Below are 16586 nucleotides of genomic sequence, written 5' to 3'. Positions count from 1 at the left end.
GAGGAAGCCGAAGAGGTCCAGGATGGCGTCCTTGAAGCTCAAGCGGGGGCCGCCACGGGCGGGCGCTCGGCGTGGCGGTACTCGACCTCGTAGCCGAGCGCGCGGGGAATTGCGAGCAGCCGGTCCAGGTTGCGGTCGATGGTCGCGCCGGCTTTCTGCGTCACCTCGTCCTCGATGGGCAGGTCGAAGTCGTCCGCGCCGAACTCCAATCCGCGGAAGGCGTTCTCGTTCAGCGTGAGCACCGACGTGCGAACGTGCTTCACGTTGTCCAGGAAGATGCGCGACAGAGCCAGGTGGCGGTGATACTCGCGCGGCGAGATCTCGCGGCCGGCGAATTCCGTCCCGTACGGCTTGTACGTCCAGCAGAGGAAGGAGAAGAGGCCGTCCATCCCATCCGCCAGGCACTCGTCCTGGAAGTCGCGGGTGCGCTGGAGGTGCTCCAGGCGTTCGTCCAGCGTCTCGTCGAAGCCGATCACCATCGTCGCCGTCGTCCGCAGGCCGGTCTCTACGATGGCGCGCTGGGCCTGGAAGTACTCGGCGACCGTGTACTTGAACTTCGCGTGGCGCTTGCGGAAGTCCTCGGTGAGGATCTCGGACCCGCCGCCGGTGATCCAGTGCACGCCAGAATCGCGCAGGCGAGCCGCCGTCTCTGCGTGCGAGAGGTTCGCGCGGTCGGCCAGGTACATGAACTCGGCGATGGTCAGCGCGTAGAACTCCACCCGGTCGCCGTATCGCTCGCGGACGGCGGCGAACAGGTCGCAGTAGTAGTGCAGCGGCAGCTTGGGGTTGAAGCCGCCGTTGAACGCCGCCAGGTCGCCGCCCGCCTCCAGCAGGTCGTCGATCTTGGCGAAGACGTCTTCCCGCGTCAGCACGTAGCCGCCTTCGCGGTTGGGCAGCACGTAGAAGGCGCAGTAGTCGCACTGCGCCACGCAGACGTTCGTGTAGTTGATGATGCGCATCACCATGTAGGTGGCGCGGCGCGGCGCGTGGAAGCGCGCCCGCACCGCTCCCGCCATCCGCTTCAGCTCGTCGTCGGTGGCGTGCTCCCACAGCACCGCCGTGTCGGCGGTGGTGATGCGCTCACCGCGCTCCACGCGAACGCCGATCTCGCCGATCGCCTCGCGCGTCCCTGCCTCGTCACTGGGCACGTGCCCTCCCTCTCTCGTTGCGTTCTCCTGCTGGCCCGGCGGAAAGATAACGTTGCTCCTCGCGCGCCCGCCACACGGCGCTTTTGCGTGCGGCAGCTTGCACTTACGCGCAGAGCTGCTACGTAGTGAGGTGGCACGGCGATTGCCCCTGGGCTGGCCGGCCGGGTCGGCGCGGAATGCGCGAACCCGCCTTCGCGGAACGCCGCGGCCGGCGAACGGGAAACGGGCCGCAAGTATCTACACCGCAACGGCTGCCATGTCGCGCCATCCGGCTGTCCCACGCCGCGTAAACACGCGTTCTACTCTCCAGGGTCTGGCCTTCTCCGCCCTGGGCTGCGCGTTCCTCGCCGCCTGCTCGGGCGGGGACGGCGGAGGCGGCGGCAACCCTGGCCCGGTGGACCCCGGCACCGGACCCACGGCCACGTCCATCGTGGCGGTCTCGTTCACCACCGTGCAGGGGGCTCCCGGCTACGCGGTGGACGACAGCCTGGCGGTGAAGGTGCTGGACCAGACGGGCGCGGCCATGTCCGGGGTGCCGGTGACGTTCACGGCGACGGGCGGAACGGCATCTCCCGGCACGGCGACGACGGACGCGCAGGGCGTGGCGCGCGCGGCGTGGACGCTGGGCGCGCAGCCGGGCACCTACTCGGCGAGCGCCGCGGTGAGCGGGCGCAGCATGACGCCGGTCACGTTCAGCGCGACGGCGAAGTGGGGCACCGAGGCGAAGGTGACGATGGTCTCCGGCGACGCGCAGGGCATGCCGCCCGGCTGCAGCCTGGCCACTCCGCTCACGGTGAAGGTGAACGACGCGGGCGGCGCCCCAGTGGCGGGCGCGCCGGTCTACTTCGCGCTGAAGACGGGCAGCGCCACGCTGGGCTCGCGCAAGGTGACGACGGATGCGCAGGGGATGGCGCAGACCTCGCTGGCGCTGGGGTCCACGGCGGGCACGAACACGGTCGAGGCGGCGATCCACAGCCAGGCCCCTTCCACCGTGTCGTTCACGGCGACCACGGCGCAAGCGCCGCCGAAGGGCTTCGCGGTGGTGGGCAACCAGATCTACTCGGCGAGCTGCCAGCCGACGCGGTTCGTGGGCATCGCGCGGCCGTTCCTGGAGTCGTGGCACCGCGGCGACGACCGCCTGATCGACCCGCAGCTCTCGCGCGAGGACTTCCGCGGGATCAAGAGCTGGCACGCGAACTCGGTGCGCATCCCCATCAACCCCTCGTTCTGGCTTTCCACGGCGGCGAACTACGACCCGGAGTACCGCGCGCTAGTGGACTCCACCGTGCACCGGGCCGAAGAGGCGGGGCTGGCGGTGATCCTGGACATGCACTTCAGCGACCAGGGCAACCCCAACCGCAAGGCGTACACGCTGGAGCCGCTGCCCGACGCGAACCACGCGGTGCCCTTCTGGAAGGAGGTCGCGGCGCGGTACAAGGACGACGGCAACGTGATGTTCGAGATGTACAACGAGCCGCACGACGTGTCGTGGGATGCGTGGCGCAACGGTGCCTTCGTGCAGGACACCAGCGGCAGCTACCAGGGCGTGGGCTACCAGCAGCTGTACGACGCCATCCGCGGCACCGGCGCGGAGAACATCGTGATCGCGAACGGGCTGAACTGGGGCTACGACCTGTCGGGCGTGAAGAGCCACATGCTCACCGGCTACAACATCGTGTACGGCACGCACGTGTACGACTGGCCGGAGAAGCAGCCGGGCGCGTGGGACGCGGGCTTCGGCTACCTGGCGGCCACCGCGCCGGTGATGATCGGCGAGTTCGGGACGATGAACTGCGGGGTGCCGTACTACAACGCGGTGATGGACTACGCCGACCGGAAGAACATCTCGATCATCGCGTGGGCCTGGTACGCGCCACCGTCGGACTACGCGGGGCGTGACCAGCTGATCTGCACCTTCGCGGCGTTGCTCAACGACTGGAGCGGCACGCCGACCCCGGTCGGCGCGGTGGTGAAGAGCCACTACGCGCGCTACTGAGCCGCGGCGCCCGTGAAGACGGAGGGCTCCATCCATGCGGGTGGAGCCCTCCGTCGTTTCACGTCACGACATCGCCAAATCGGGAGATGCGCGGCGGACGAGGGGAGATGTTGGAAAAGGATTCGGTAGATGCAGAGCGGCGCTGAGCCTTCTCTGCTATCGAAGCTGGTTTCACATCTGCGGATGAGATGATGATCAGAGCTTGGATCGCCTCACGATCCGTGGCGCGAGCTTCGGCGATGGCAGCGGTGGTGGTGCTGCTCGGCGGCTGCGCGACCGTATCCGCGGCGTCGCAGCAGGGGGGCGCCGAGATGGCTCCGGTGCGGATGGACGTGCCGCACTTCAAGGCGGTGGATGGGCTGGCGCTGGGGCATCCGCGGCGGGAGATGCTGGTGAACGTCGGCGCGGGTCCGCGCGTGGACTCGGCGGCGGCGTACGAGCGGTTCTGGCGGGACGTGGCGCCGTCGCTGGAGCGGTGGGCGGCGCAGCCGGAGATACGCATCAACCCGAACTTCGCGGCGGCGCTGCTGACGAAGGAGAGCGGGTTCGAGGCATACGCGCTGAGCAATGCGCCGGCGAACGGCCTCCCGCAGATCACCGCCGTGGCCGACCGCGAGATGCTGGACGTGGTGCACGACTCGCCGCGCTGGCAGTGGGCGCGCGCGGAGGTGGAGTCGTGGCCGCGCCACCCCGCCGTGCACGACACGCTCGCGACCCGCGCACGGACGCAACGCTTGATCGCCAGCGGCGCGGTGACGGGGGCGAACGAGTACCTGTTCTCGCCACTTCCGGCCGTGCGCGCCGCGCTGATCTGGCTGCGGATGCTGGAAGACGTGTGGACGCTGGACGAGTGGCCGGGGAGATACGGCAGTCTGGCGCGCTCGCGCATCAACGGCGGGGCGCCGCTATCGGACTCGCAGCTGCTCGACCTGGTGACGGTGAGCTACAACGCGGGCTACGAGCAGGTGGCAGACTCCGTGAAGGTCTACGGGCCGCGCTGGCCGGAGCACGTCAATCCCGAGGCCAAGGATTACCTGGAGCGCATTCGTGCTTACACGGTGATCTACCAGCAGGCGCGGCAGTAGCGTCTCCGCAACACGCCGGACGAGCAGCGAAGGTCGGGTGGATGGCCGCGTGATGGTGAGGGCGGCGAGAAGCGGCCGGCGGTGCGATGGGTTGTCGTCGCAGAGAGATGGGCGGACACGCAGGTCCGTGTGCCCTACACCGAGGGAGATCGTCGGCGTTTCGGGAGAGGTCGAGGCCAGGAAGCGGATGACGCGCAAGAGGGGCGGCACCCGGCGGATGGAGCACAGAGGCGGAGGGGTGGAGCAGATGATTGGACGAGGACGAGAAGGCCGCGGCGCGCCGGGAAGGCGGTCGCGGTCTTTTGTTGTTGCCGTTCGTCGTATCCGAACGATGATGTGCGGCGGGAGACTGCCGGGCGGTTTCGGCTGGCTCACGCCGCGGGCGGTGTGACCCCGGACGGAGGCGGGCAGGCAGTATCGCCCGCCGGAGGAGGAGGCTCACCGACCCCGCGGAGGAGACGGGCGGCAGGCTGTATCGCCGCCCGTCTCCGGAGCGGCCCGCCGCGATCATCCCATCCGAATCACGCCGGCAGTCTTTCGCCGCTCCAACGGGAACCGGCTACTGGACCGGGACGTGGAGATGGGCACCGCGAGCGATCTGCGGGACGGCGAGGCGCTTCTGCTCTCCCGACGGGAGATCCACGAGCAGCACGCCCCGGCGGAAAGGAGATGCGCTCTCGTTCCAGACGTCGACGGTGCGCCCGTCCGCCGAGGTGGTGACGTGGACCTGGCCGCGCTGGCGCCACCATTCCGCCACGTCGCCCGCCTGCGCGATCCACACGCCCGGCGTGGACTTGAGCGTCCCGACCAGGGCGCCCAGCACCGGCAGCAGGTCGTCGCGCGCGAACATGTGCGAGTGGTAGCTGAACATGTACACGCCGCGCAGGGCGATCACCTCGTCGAGCTGCCTCACCATGTGGCGCGCCATGACGCCGCGGTCGCGCACGGACGAGCGGTCCAGCACCTCGAAGTCGTCGTCCACCACGCGAGAGAGAAGGACGAGCGTGTCGCGGCCCAAGGGCACGATCTCCGGCCCGGCGGCGCGGCTGTTGTTGGAGGTGAAGACGTAGCGCCCGCCCAGCCGCGCCCAAGCTTGGAGGGTGGCGAGCGAGTACTTCTCCTCCGGCGGCCGGAAGCCCGTGACGGGCCGGCCGCTCAGCTCGGCCGTGGCGGACTGCGCCTGGCGCAGGGTGGCCTCGGACTGGGCCTCGCTCAGCCTCTCGACCGAGCGGTGGTCGTACGTGTGGCTGCCCACCTCGCCGTAGCTCACCAGGCGCCGCATGGTCCACGGGCTCTGCTCGGCCAGGCGGCCCACCACGAAGAAGGTGGCGGGGACCTTCTCGCGCTCCAGCAGGTCCACTGCGCCGCCCGCGTTGCGGAAGTCGGCCTCCACGTCCTGCGCGACCACCGCGGCGGCGTGCTTGCCCTCCGGCCAGGGGGCGATCTGTACCACCGGCCGGCCCGCCGCCCACGTCACCGCGTTGGCGACCACGTTGCGCGTGACCCACTCGCTCCAGCCCGGGACGACGTGCGCCAGCTCGAACCCGAACGCGGCCACCCGCCCGGGCCCGACGCGCGCCCGTGCGATGGCGCCGTCGAAGTACGGCTGCTTCCCCATCCCCACCGGCGTGCGGCGGTAGTTGGCATAGTAGACCGAGCGGTCGGCGCCGCGGAAGACGAGCTGGTTGGCGGGCATCAGCTCGATGCGCGCCCCCGGCGGCACGCCCGCGCCCAGCGCCGTCTCGCCCAGCACCACCGCGTAGTACGAGTTGTCGTGGTACGGCTCGAAGCGGGAGACGGAGCCGCGACCGCCCACGAGGGACACGAGCAGGGTGTCCGGCAGCGGGTGGCAGAGCCCGTTGCGCGAGCCCATGGGGCCGTTCGCGACGATGCCCTTCCCCGCCGCGAGGTGCTTGGCGACCAGCGCGCGCAGTTCCGGCCCCATGCACAGCGCCTGCGGCAGCACGAGCACGTCCGCATTCGCCGGAGAGACGGACTGCGCGCCAAGTTGGGCAAGCCAGTCGCGCCAGCGGCCCACCTCGCGCCCGTAGAAGCCCGCCTCGCCGAAGGTGCCGTTCTGCGGCTCGGCGATCATGGCCACGCGCACGCCGGCGAGCGACGCGGGCGGGAGGCTGCTGGGGATGTTGCCCGGCGCCTCATATCCCCCGCTGTTCTCGCCGATGGACGCCTCGGCCGCGCTGGCGAGCGAGCGCCACACGAAGAGGCCGCCGCCGGCCAGGAGCACGGCGGTGCAGGCGAGGAAGACCGCGACCTTGGCGCGGGCGCCGCTGCGCGACATCAGCGGTCGGAGCCCGCGTCCCGCGCGGCGAAGCGCACGCGCTCGAAGAAGAACGGCCCGGCGTCGTGCTCGCCGCCGGCCAGGCTGGGCACCTTGCGCTCGCGCACCTTGAAGGCGCCGTAGCTCACGGCGGCCAGGGTGATGGTGGCCAGGATGACGAGCACCATCGCGATCACGACCAGTTGAATCAGGTCCATCAGATCCTCCCCAGGCGTTCCAGTTTGCCCCACGTCATCTCCACGTCCATGAACTCTTCCGCCGTGGCGAAGAGCTTGGTGACGTCGATCAGCAGGATGAAGAAGAAGCGGTAGACGACGGCCAGGGGGACCAGGCTCAGGTCCTCCTCCTCCATCGCCACGGTGTGCAGCGCGGCCGCGATGTCCAGCACGGTGAGCAGCGCCCACCACCCGATCAGGTACGCGCTGGCGCCGAAGGCCACGGCCACGGTCACGAAGAAGAGGCTGCCCACCACGTTCATGATGGGCCACAGGATCGACTCGAACAGCATCATCACCACCGACAGCCAGGTGGAGAAGCTCTGCGGCGAGGTGAGCACCGAGCGGCGCTTGAGCAGCGCCTGCAAGATGCCGCGCGTCCACCGGTAGCGCTGCTTGATGAGCGAGCCCAGGTCCTCGGGCGCCTCGGTGTACGCGATGGCGCGGTCCTCGTACTCCACGCGCCAGCCCTGCGCCAGGATCTTGAGCGTGAGGTCCGCATCTTCCGCGAACGTGTCGGTGTCGTAGCCGCCCAGGCGGAGCACGGCGTCGCGCCGGAAGACGCCGATGGGGCCGGGGATGATGTTCACGGCGCGCATGAAGCCCTGCGCCCGCCGCGCCATGTTCAGCCCTTCGATGTACTCCAGCGCCTGGAGCTTGGACCAGAAGCTGCCGCGGTTGACCACCTTCACGTTGCCCGCCACCGCCGCCACGTCGGGGTCGCGGAAGTGCCGTATCGCGCGCCGCAGGGTGTCGCGCGAGAGGCGCGAGTCGCCGTCCATGCACAGCACGAACGGGTAGCGCGCCAGCCGCAGCCCGGCGTTCAGCGCGCCCGCCTTCCCCGAGTTGCCCTTGCTGACCACGCGCACGGAGATGCCGCCGTTGCGGCCCGTGAACTCCGACGCGCGGGCGAAGGTGTCGTCGGTGCTGCCGTCGTCCACCACCAGCACCTCGAAGCGCGGGTACTCCTGCCCCAGCAGCGAGCGGATGGACGAGGCGATGTTGGGCCCCTCGTTGTACGCCGGGACGATGATGCTGACCGGCGGCGTGAACGAGCCGTCGTCCTCGTCGTGCGCGCGGCTGTCCTTGAGGTGGTGGAGGTAGCCCAGCCAGAGGAGCGAGAGGTAGCGGACGACCAGCACGACCATGAAGAGGATGAGCAGCACCGAGGTGGCGCGGATCATCCCCCCCTGCATGGCGGGCGGCGCGGTGAACGCGAAGAGCACCGCCACGATGGTCAGCGACACCACCGCCAGCACGATGAGGCTGCTGACGACCACGGCGGGGTAGCGGCGCGTGCTCACCGCTTCACCTGCACCACGTAGCCGCCGCTGAGCTGGATGGCGGCGGAGCGGTAGCCGGAGCCCACGGCGCCGTTCCAGCTCCCCGCCCCGCCCACGCTCCACCGCCCGTACGTGTACCGGGCGTTCAGGCCCACGTCCACCGTGGGGAAGGTGGACGACGGGAAGCGCCGAAGCGCCCCCTGCCGCTCGCGCACGAACGCCAGGCCCGGGGCCGCGCTGCCGCCCACGATCCAGCGCCGGCCCAGCGAGCGGCCGTACGAGACGCGGACGGAGGGCTCCACGTAGTACTCCGGCACCCACCACAGCGCGGGCCCGCCGGGCAGCGCAGGCGCATCTCCCCGCGCCGCGATCGCGGTGGCGGCGAAGGCGACGCCTACCTCCTTCGTCACCTGGCGGGAGAGGCCGAGCGAGGCGCCCAGGCGGCCCGTGGTCCCCAGCTTCGCGTGCAGCCGCTCCACCTCGGCCTGCGACCAGGCCGACCAGCGCCCCAGCGGCCGGTAGCCGCTCGCGCGCAGCAGGTCAGACGTGCCCTCCGCGTCGAGCGACGCCATGGTAGATACGCGGCGGAAGGCGGGCTGGCGCACGTACTCGACCGACAAGCCCACGCCGTCGCGCCGGCCGATGGAGACGTCCGCGCCCCAGGTGGGCACCAGCCCCTGGTCCGGGTACTCGCTCGCCCCGGCGGACGCGCCGGCGGTGAGCCCGGGCCGCAGCTCGCGCTCGGCATGGGCGGAGATCGCGTATCCGGAGGCGTCGCCTTCCCACGTGTTCGGCACGTCGCCGGAGACCTGCTGGCGCTCCACGGCGACCTCCACCGTGCCCCACGCGGGCTGCCACGTGCGCACCCCGCGGGCGACGGTGTTGCGGAAGCCCTGCGTGTCGCCGAACGACTCCACCTCCACGCGGCCTTCCTCGACTCGCGGCGGCAGCATCGCGATGCGGGCCGCCTCGCGCTCGCGGCCCACCTCGGCCAGCGCGGTCCAGATGCCGTCCATCTGCGGGTCCAGCGCGGCGGCGTGGCGGTAGCCCTCCTGCGCGCCCGCCCACTCGCCGTGCCAGCGGGAGAGGTCGCCCAGCAGCCTCCACGCGTTCGCGTTCGCCGTGTCGGTGGAAACGATGCGGCGCAGGGAGGCGATGGCCTCGGTCTCGTGGCCGCTCCACGCCTGCGCCTCGGCGAGCTCGTAGCGCAGCGCGGCGTCGTCGCGTCCGTCCAGCAAGTCGGCGTAGACGGGAAGCGCCGCATCGTAGTCCTTCGCCCAAGACAGCGCGCGGGCGAGGGCGATACGCGTCTCGCGGTCGCGCGGGTGGTCGCGCAGGTACGTGCGGAAGGCCGACGCGGCCACGGTCGGCGAGTCCGCGGCGAGCGCGGTGCCAGCGTACTCCAGCACGACGGAGTCGGGAGATGCACGGCGGGCGATGGCGGCGCGGTAGTGCGGAAGCGCGTCCGCGTATTCCTTCTCGCGCGCCAGGGCGCGGGCGAGCTGGAGGTTCTCCACCGGCCCGTTCCGCTGCCGCAGCCAGCGCCGCGCCGTCGAGATCGAGGGGGACGACGACGAGCGGACCACGTTGCGGAGCGAGTCCGCCGCGCGGTCGTCCGGGCGCAGCGCCAGCGCCTCGCCCGTGAGCGAATCCGCCTCTTCCGCCTTGGCCGCCCACCAGTAGTAGCGCGCCGCCTCCAGCCGCAGCGCCTCGTCCGACGGCCTACGCGTGGAGACGACGGCGAGCGCGGCGCCCGCGGCGGCGTTGTCGCCGGACCACGAGAGCACGCGCGCCCGCTCGACGGCGATCACGTCGTTGGCGGGGTTCGCGGCAAGGAGACGGTCGTACGCGGCCAGCGCGCCCGTCCAGTCCTGCTCGCCGGAGAGGCGGCGCGCTTCGCCCAGCGTGCGGCTGTCCGCCACGTTCAGCCCGGCCTCCGTCCACCCCGGATAGGGCGTCCCGGGCTGCCCCGCCAGGAGCTCGCCCGTGAGCAGGGAGCCCATCTTCCCCCAGCGCATCCCCAGCCACCCCGCGGGCCGGATCTCCGCGGCGGAGACGGCGCCCGCGTCGGCCCGCGCGGTGCCGAAGACGACCACCTGGAACGCGGGCTTGGTTCGCAGCAGCACGGCGACCGCGGTGCCCCCCACCAGGAAGAGCGCCGCGACGTACGCCGCCAGGCGCAGGCCGTATCCCCGCCGCGTGGGCGCGGTCATGCGCGGCTCGCCGCGAGCTCGGGCGCACCGTCGCGCGCCAGCCAGTGCTCGATCTCCGCGCGGTCGACCGGATAGCTGTACAGCTCGGGGTCCTCCGCGCCCTTCAGTCCCGGCTGGCTGGCCATGATGCGCGCCAGCAGCTCCTTCACGTGCCTCCGGTTGATGTCGTGCAGGTACACGGAGACGCGCCCGTCTTCCGTCTTCGCGACCAGGTCGCCCTCGCGCACCCGGAGCTGCTCGCACAGCACCCGCCACGTGCGGTCCAGCTCGCGCTTGGCGGGACGGAGGGAGACGAGCGCGAAGAACGGATGGGGCGCGTGCTCCACCTGGTGCCGCACGGCGCGGCGCAGCTCCGCCTCCTCCACCGGCAGGGGGCGGCCGTCGTCGTCGGTGGGCTGGAGCACGATGCTCTCGGCGCCCACCGGTGCGGCGCCGTGACGGTGGCCGCGGGCGCGGGCGACCTCTACCCGCTCCAGGAACTCGCGCGGGTCCAGGTCGTCGGTCACGAAGTCGTCGCCGCCGACGCGCAGGCCGCGCGAACGCGTGCTGCTGCGGAGCTCGTGCGCGGACGAGACGTAGAGGATGGGCGCGCCGTTGCCCAGCTTGCGGAGCTGCCGGACCAGCGAGAACGCGCTGTCCGGGTCGCGCGGGTCCAGGACGACCACGAGCGCGCCGAAGCCGCCCGTGGCCAGGTCCGCGAAGGCGCTCTCCACCGTGTTGTACAGCCGCACGTCGTACGCGCTCTCCAGCACGTCCTGGAGCTCGCCGGGCAGACGCGCGGCGGTGTTGAGGACCACGACCCGCCGCTGGAGCTCCGGCGGCAGGTCGGCACGCTTGGAGCTCGGCGGCGCCTGCTCCACGATACCCACGCCCGCGGCGAGGGTGAAGCGGAACGGCTCCGCGCTCACCGCGGCCTGGCGCAGCTTGCGCAGCGACAGCTCGCGCGCCTGGCCCTCGGTGCGCTCCAGGTGGAAGATGCCCGCCGCGCCCGTCACCACGCGGTCGTAGATGCGCCAGTAGTGCGCATCTCCCGTATCTCCCGGCACGGTCAGGTACGTGGTGGCGCCCACCGTCTCCAGCAGGTTCGCCAGCGCGCCCGCCGTGTCTCCCCCGCCGCCGTCGCCGTCCACGAAGGGCACCAGCGAGTCGACCACGAAGCGGTGCACGGGCTCGTCGCCCACCATCTGCCGAAGCTCGCGGGCGATGCGGTCCGGGTCCGAGACGCGGGTGAAGTTGTGCGCGAAGTCCAGGCGGTACTGGAGGATGACGAGGCGGTCGTCGAGCGCGGCGGCGCGGAAGTCGTAGCCTAGGAACTCCGCCTGGGCCACCAGGTCCTCGGGGTCGTCCTGCGTGAGAATGGCGCAGCGCTCGCCCGCCTCCAGCCCCGCGCCCACGAACTGGAGCGCGACCGACGACTTCCCGGTACCGGGGCCGCCGCTCACCAGGTAGTAGCGGCCGGTGACCAGGCCGCCCAGCCGGGCGTCCAGCGCTTCGATTCCCGTCGACAGCATTCCCCGCCCCCTGCGTGGCGCGTGCACGAAAGCGCAGACAGACCGGCAGAGCCATCCATCGGCCCCGCATCTGCTACGCTCCTTCGTCACACGCCGAACGCAAAATCAGGACCAGATGTTGTCCGCGCAAAACCCTTGTCCCCACGACATCTAACCGATTGCAGGCGCCGCTTGGGATCGCTCGGGCGACGTGTGCGGAGCACGCTGAGTGCGGCTCATTTCCTCATCCACTTGCCTTCCACGCCGACTCGGGCACCGGACCGAGTGGAGCGTGGATCGGGCCGGCCGCGGTCGAGCGTCGGAAAAGGATGTGTCTCACGCGGAGGCGCGGAGGACGCGGAGAACGGCGGGAGAGTGAGTTGTTCTCCGCGGTCTCCGCGCCTCCGCGTGAGGCATGGTTCGGCCGGGATCGCGCAACGTCGACAGGGTTGCAGCGAAGGCGAAGATGGGGTGGAGACGGTTGGAGGGGAGATGCGGAGCCGGCCGGAGCGGAAGCCCCGGCCGGAAGGTCGATCAGCGGGCCGCAGCGGCAGGGGCGGCGGGCGGTGCGACGGGCTCGATGAGGGGGCGGCCGCCTCGCTTCACGTACAGAGCGGACTCCAGCACGATGGCGGCGGTGTTCACGTTCTCGCCGCCGGAGATGCGCGCGTCGGCCTCGAACACGCCGGCGCCCCAGCCGTTGGAGGTGCGCGCGGCCGCCACCGTCTGCACGCCCTTCAGCGTATAGCTGCTGGGGAGCAGCGCGTGCCAGCCGAACGCGGCCTTGGTGCTCACCGTGCGCGGCGTGTCGCCGGGAGGCGCGCCCTCGGGCGGCTCTACCGCGAACTCGCGGCCGTCGGACCACACCGAGTAGTAGAGGAAGTACGGCGGCCGGTTCAGCGCGTCCTCGCTCACGATGGTTACGGTGCCCGTCTGCCGGAAGCGCGCTTCCTGCGCCGCCAGCACGCGCCACGCGAGCTCGCGCTGCTCCGGCGTCCACCCCGTCTCCAGGCCCATGAGGATGAACGGCTCGCTGGTGAGCCGCCCGCCGCGGTTGTCCGCGACCAGCGGGACGCCCATCACCGTGATGGGGCGCGTGTTGGCGCTCAGGCTCAGGGCGCGGTCCGCCCGCTGGCCCCACAGCGCGTAGCCGGTGGCGGAATACTGCTCGTAGCCCAGCTTGCCTTCCTGGTACGCCCGCGCCCGGCCGCCGCGGGGGCTCACGTCCTCGCCGCGCAGGTAGCCGTCGGCCACCATGCGGCGGAAGTCGAGCCGGTGCACGATGGCCTCTACGTCGTCGCGGTACTGCGGCTGGTTCACCTCCACGATGCGCAGCCACGTGAGCAGCCGCCCCGTGTCCAGCGCGGACCAGCCGTAGCCCTTGTCGGCCTGCGACGACTCGGCGTTGTTGCGGCCGGCCATCTTGCCCGTGCGGGTCGAGTAGTTCTTGTTGAAGCCGCCGTTGTCGTACATCCCCGTCTCGCGCAGGGTCTTGAGCACCAGGCGCATGCGGCGGTCGTACTCGGTCCGGTCCACCAGCCCCAGCTCGCCCGCGCAGTACAGCGCCGCGATCCCGCTGCCGATGTCCCACACCGTCGCGTACGGGTAGTTGATCACGGAGTTGACGAAGCCTGACTCCGGCTGCGTCTGCTTCTCCACGTACGTCCAGGCCACGCGCGCGGCGTCGCCGTACAGGCCGGCGTCGCTCTGCGGCAGGCGCGACGCCCCGGAGTTCGACTGCGCCGCCAGCGAGGGTGCCGCGGCCAGGCACGCCGCGAGCGCCAGGGTCAAGCTCTGCTTTCTCATCCGCACACACGATCCGGAGTAGCCTTCCGCGATTTGCGCGGAAGGAAAGGTTCGAGCCGGGTTTTCCATTCGGGGAGAGACCGCGGACCGCGACCATCCGACCCGCGCGCCGCAGAAGCAAGGTGCGGACCAGCCGTTTACGCCCACTGCCCGGCCCCGCATCTCCCGTGGGCGCCTTCCATCTACGCCTGCCCTGCATCTCCCGTCCCGATCCCGGTTCACCATCACGGCTCGAAGCCTCGCAGCCGGCAATCGGTAGATGTGAACAGCGGATGTCTTCGCTGCGGATCCACCACCCGCCGCCGATCAGCATCTCCCGAGTCGCCCACGGCCGATGGTGCACATCGAGAATCCGATCACCCGCCGGCCGGCGCTATCTCGGCGCTCGCGGGCGATGAGGTGTGACGGGGATCGATTCCGAGATTCTCGGTAGATGCAGGAGAGGTGCAATCCGTTGATGGATTTCGCGTTGTGTCAGTCCAGGAGAACCGATGTTTCTGTTTTCGTTGCAAAATTCCAGGCGACCCGCAAATCGCCCGAGCACCCTGAGGACGCCCCCCCCAGCGGAATGAGACGCAAACACCACATCTGCAACGATTTACATCATTCTTTGGATACCGGAACGTCGCGTGCAAAAGGGCGGGCAGCAGCTCCGCTCAGGGCTCCCCGCCCGAGCACCCCCGACAACGGCAAAACCGGCGAAAGCCGGTGACGCAAAGCTACGAGGCTACCGCGGCTGTCCACCCGCCGCCACGCCAGTCGAGCCGCCGAAGCGAGGTGTCGCAGCAGATGAAGTCTTCCCTACGCGCCAAGCTGGTCCCCGCCGCACTCTTCGCCCTCAGCATCGCCGCCGCGGCCTGCGGCGACTCGTCCACGTCGCCCACCGCGCCGGCTTCCGAGACCGTGCCCGAGCAGAAGAAGCAGCCCGCGCCCGGCCCGGCGCCCTCGCCCACCCCGGCGCCGGCGCCCAGCCGCCCGTTCTACGCGGGCGCCTACCTGGGCGACGCGGCCACCAAGCCCGAGCTGGTGCAGGCGGCGATCACGGACTTCGCGGCCAAGTCCGGCAAGGCGCCGTCGCTGGTCAAGTCGTTCCACACGCTGGACTGCGACTGGTCCGCCACCGGCTGGTGCGGGCAGCTCATCCGCAAGGTGGGCGCGACCGGCGCCACCAACTACCTCGCCATCGACGTGCGCTGGACGGGCGCCCCCGCGGGCGGCGTGCTGGACGCGATCAACGCCGGACAGGCCGACGCGGCCCTCACCCGCATGGCGCGCCAGCTGGCCGCGTACGGGCAGACGGTGATGCTGGAGCCGGGCTGGGAGATGAACGGCAACTGGGCGTACGCCTGGCAGGGCGCGCTGAACGGCAACGACGCCGCGGCCCCGGCCCGCTACGCCGCCGCCTGGCGCCACATGGTCGACATCTTCCGCCGCGAGGGCGCCACCAACGTGCGCTGGGTGTTCAACCCCAACGTGGGCAACCCGCTCACGCACGCCGCCACGGGCAGCTCGCACTGGAACTGGTACGCCAACTACTACCCGGGCAACGGCTACGTCGACTACGTGGGCGCCCACGGCTTCAACGGCCCCAGCGTGTGGGGCGGGAGCTGGCAGGACTTCGGGACGATGACCGACGGAGCCGCGGCCGACCACATGCTCTCGGACCTGGCGGCGCGCTACCCGGGCAAGCCCATCATCATCGGCGAGTTCGCCACGCAGGAGGGCACGGCCACGCAGAAGGCGCAGTGGATCGCCGATGCGTACGCCAAGATGCTCGCCAACCCCGCCGTGATCGGCGCCGTGTGGTTCAACGCGAACAAGGAAGCCGACTGGCGCATCGACTCCAGCGCCGCCTCTCTGGCCGCTTTCAAGTCGGCCCTCGCGCCGGCGGCGGTGCAGACCGCCTTCCAACCCGTCGCCGCCAGCGCGACGCTGCTCGCCGGCGGCTGAGGCTCCCCGCCCGCCGCCGGAAGACCCGACCCGCAGCTCCCCGCACTCCCCGCCCGTAGGAAGCCGCGCGACGCCCGTCGCGCGGCTTCTTTTGTTTGCCAAGGCGCCATTTTGTTTGCCGCGCAACTGGGCACGGCTTAGACAGATGCGAGGCCCGGCACGCTCCCCGGCATGCGGCACGGAACTGGCAGAGGCCGCCAACCGCTGCTACCCAGCAGTGTTACAGCGGGGAGCCCCGTTCGGGCCCCTCCACGGACCTACCGAGAAGGCCCCTCCGCCGCACACGCGGAGCCGCCGAGAGGGCCGCGCGATCCCCCACGGGGCGCGGCTCGGATGCCCGAGGCGAACCGAGATGACCGAGCAGGCCCCTCCGCACACGTCGGGCGTGAAGACGTTCCGGCGCCGCCCCGAGAACGCGGTCCCCCAGCTGCCCGCCTGGCAGGAGTGGGGCATCCGCGCCATCGCGGTGGTGACGCTCGTCTACTGGACCTACTACATCGCCTGGCGGTGGACCAGCACGCTCAACACGCACGCGCTGTGGTTCTCCGTCCCCCTGGCGCTGGCCGAGACGTGGGGCCTCCTCTCCGCCTTCGTGATGACGCACTCGGTGTGGAGCCTGCGGCACCGCAAGGCCGTGCCGCCGCCGCCGGGCCTGAAGGCCGACGTCTTCATCACCTGCTACGACGAGCCGCTGGAGGTGATCCGCCGCACGGCGGTGGGCGCGCGCGCCATCCGCTATCCCCACCAGACGTACCTGCTGGACGACGGCAAGCGCGAGGAGGTGCGCGCCATGGCCCAGCAGCTCGGCATCGGGTACGTGCGGCGCGAGGGGAACGAGCACGCGAAGGCGGGCAACCTCAACAACGCGCTCGAGGTCACCGGCGGCGACTTCATCCTGCAGCTCGACGCGGACCACGTTCCGCTGCCCCACATGCTGGACCGGCTGCTGGGCTTCTTCGTGGAAGACCCCAAGCTGGGCTTCGTGCAGTCGCCGCAGGACTTCTACAACACCGACAGCTTCACCTACAACGTCAACGAGACGGGCAAGCGCATCTGGGAGGAGCAGCGCCTCTTCTTCGGGGTGATCCAGCCGGGCAAGGA

At 71.0% G+C, this 16586-nt stretch carries 11 protein-coding genes and 1 riboswitch; of the genes, 4 read left to right on the top strand and 7 right to left on the bottom strand.

Annotated features, from left to right (window positions below; all coding sequences use genetic code 11):
• Positions 1-38 precede the first annotated feature (38 nt).
• Positions 39-1148: a radical SAM protein gene (locus VFE05_10745; GenBank protein HET6230535.1), complete on the bottom strand. Its 1110-nt coding sequence runs from the start codon at positions 1146-1148 to the stop codon at positions 39-41.
• Positions 1149-1404: 256 nt separating this feature from the next.
• Between VFE05_10745 and VFE05_10740 the strand changes: the two genes are divergently transcribed.
• On the top strand, positions 1405-3144 hold the full coding sequence (locus tag VFE05_10740; protein ID HET6230534.1) for a cellulase family glycosylhydrolase: 1740 nt from the start codon (positions 1405-1407) through the stop codon (positions 3142-3144).
• A gap of 239 nt (positions 3145-3383) precedes the next feature.
• Positions 3384-4229, top strand: coding sequence for a hypothetical protein (locus VFE05_10735; protein ID HET6230533.1), 846 nt, complete (start codon positions 3384-3386; stop codon positions 4227-4229).
• A gap of 559 nt (positions 4230-4788) precedes the next feature.
• Here the strand turns inward: VFE05_10735 and VFE05_10730 are convergent.
• The 6 genes from VFE05_10730 to VFE05_10705 form a co-directional block, all read right to left on the bottom strand.
• The gene (locus VFE05_10730) at positions 4789-6528 is read right to left on the bottom strand and encodes a polysaccharide deacetylase family protein (GenBank protein ID HET6230532.1); all 1740 of its coding nucleotides are present in this window, start codon (positions 6526-6528) and stop codon (positions 4789-4791) included.
• On the bottom strand, positions 6528-6725 hold the full coding sequence (locus VFE05_10725; protein HET6230531.1) for a hypothetical protein: 198 nt from the start codon (positions 6723-6725) through the stop codon (positions 6528-6530). The genes VFE05_10730 and VFE05_10725 overlap by 1 nt, the downstream gene beginning before the upstream one ends.
• Entirely contained in the window at positions 6725-8047 is a 1323-nt protein-coding gene (locus VFE05_10720; protein ID HET6230530.1) for a glycosyltransferase, read from the bottom strand. Before VFE05_10720 ends, VFE05_10725 begins: the two co-directional genes overlap by 1 nt.
• Complete coding sequence (locus tag VFE05_10715; GenBank protein ID HET6230529.1) at positions 8044-10239, bottom strand: tetratricopeptide repeat protein; 2196 nt, start codon at positions 10237-10239, stop codon at positions 8044-8046. The genes VFE05_10720 and VFE05_10715 overlap by 4 nt, the downstream gene beginning before the upstream one ends.
• On the bottom strand, positions 10236-11750 hold the full coding sequence (locus VFE05_10710) for an ATPase domain-containing protein (GenBank protein HET6230528.1): 1515 nt from the start codon (positions 11748-11750) through the stop codon (positions 10236-10238). Before VFE05_10710 ends, VFE05_10715 begins: the two co-directional genes overlap by 4 nt.
• 513 nt (positions 11751-12263) lie before the next feature.
• A complete protein-coding gene (locus VFE05_10705) occupies positions 12264-13535 on the bottom strand; it encodes a DUF3131 domain-containing protein (GenBank protein ID HET6230527.1) in 1272 nt (423 codons plus the stop codon).
• 678 nt (positions 13536-14213) lie between these two features.
• Positions 14214-14307, top strand: a riboswitch (cyclic di-GMP riboswitch).
• A gap of 17 nt (positions 14308-14324) precedes the next feature.
• Between VFE05_10705 and VFE05_10700 the strand changes: the two genes are divergently transcribed.
• On the top strand, positions 14325-15485 hold the full coding sequence (locus VFE05_10700) for a hypothetical protein (GenBank protein ID HET6230526.1): 1161 nt from the start codon (positions 14325-14327) through the stop codon (positions 15483-15485).
• A gap of 352 nt (positions 15486-15837) precedes the next feature.
• A partial coding sequence (locus VFE05_10695; GenBank protein ID HET6230525.1) for a glycosyltransferase occupies positions 15838-16586 on the top strand: 749 nt, incomplete at its 3' end.

Source organism: Longimicrobiaceae bacterium, from assembly GCA_035696245.1.
GTDB lineage: Bacteria > Gemmatimonadota > Gemmatimonadetes > Longimicrobiales > Longimicrobiaceae > DASRQW01.
This window is presented reverse-complemented; position numbering and strand designations above follow the sequence as displayed.

What these genes read in the sequence shown, in the direction of transcription:
- VFE05_10740 (HET6230534.1), top strand. Translation starts at nt 1,405, where the DNA reads ATGTCGCGCCATCCGGCTGTCCCACGCCGCGTAAACACGCGTTCTACT.
- VFE05_10735 (HET6230533.1), top strand. Translation starts at nt 3,384, where the DNA reads ATGGCAGCGGTGGTGGTGCTGCTCGGCGGCTGCGCGACCGTATCCGCG.
- VFE05_10730 (HET6230532.1), bottom strand. Translation starts at nt 6,528, where the DNA reads ATGTCGCGCAGCGGCGCCCGCGCCAAGGTCGCGGTCTTCCTCGCCTGC.
- VFE05_10725 (HET6230531.1), bottom strand. Translation starts at nt 6,725, where the DNA reads ATGGACCTGATTCAACTGGTCGTGATCGCGATGGTGCTCGTCATCCTG.
- VFE05_10715 (HET6230529.1), bottom strand. Translation starts at nt 10,239, where the DNA reads ATGACCGCGCCCACGCGGCGGGGATACGGCCTGCGCCTGGCGGCGTAC.
- VFE05_10710 (HET6230528.1), bottom strand. Translation starts at nt 11,750, where the DNA reads ATGCTGTCGACGGGAATCGAAGCGCTGGACGCCCGGCTGGGCGGCCTG.
- VFE05_10705 (HET6230527.1), bottom strand. Translation starts at nt 13,535, where the DNA reads ATGAGAAAGCAGAGCTTGACCCTGGCGCTCGCGGCGTGCCTGGCCGCG.
- VFE05_10700 (HET6230526.1), top strand. Translation starts at nt 14,325, where the DNA reads ATGAAGTCTTCCCTACGCGCCAAGCTGGTCCCCGCCGCACTCTTCGCC.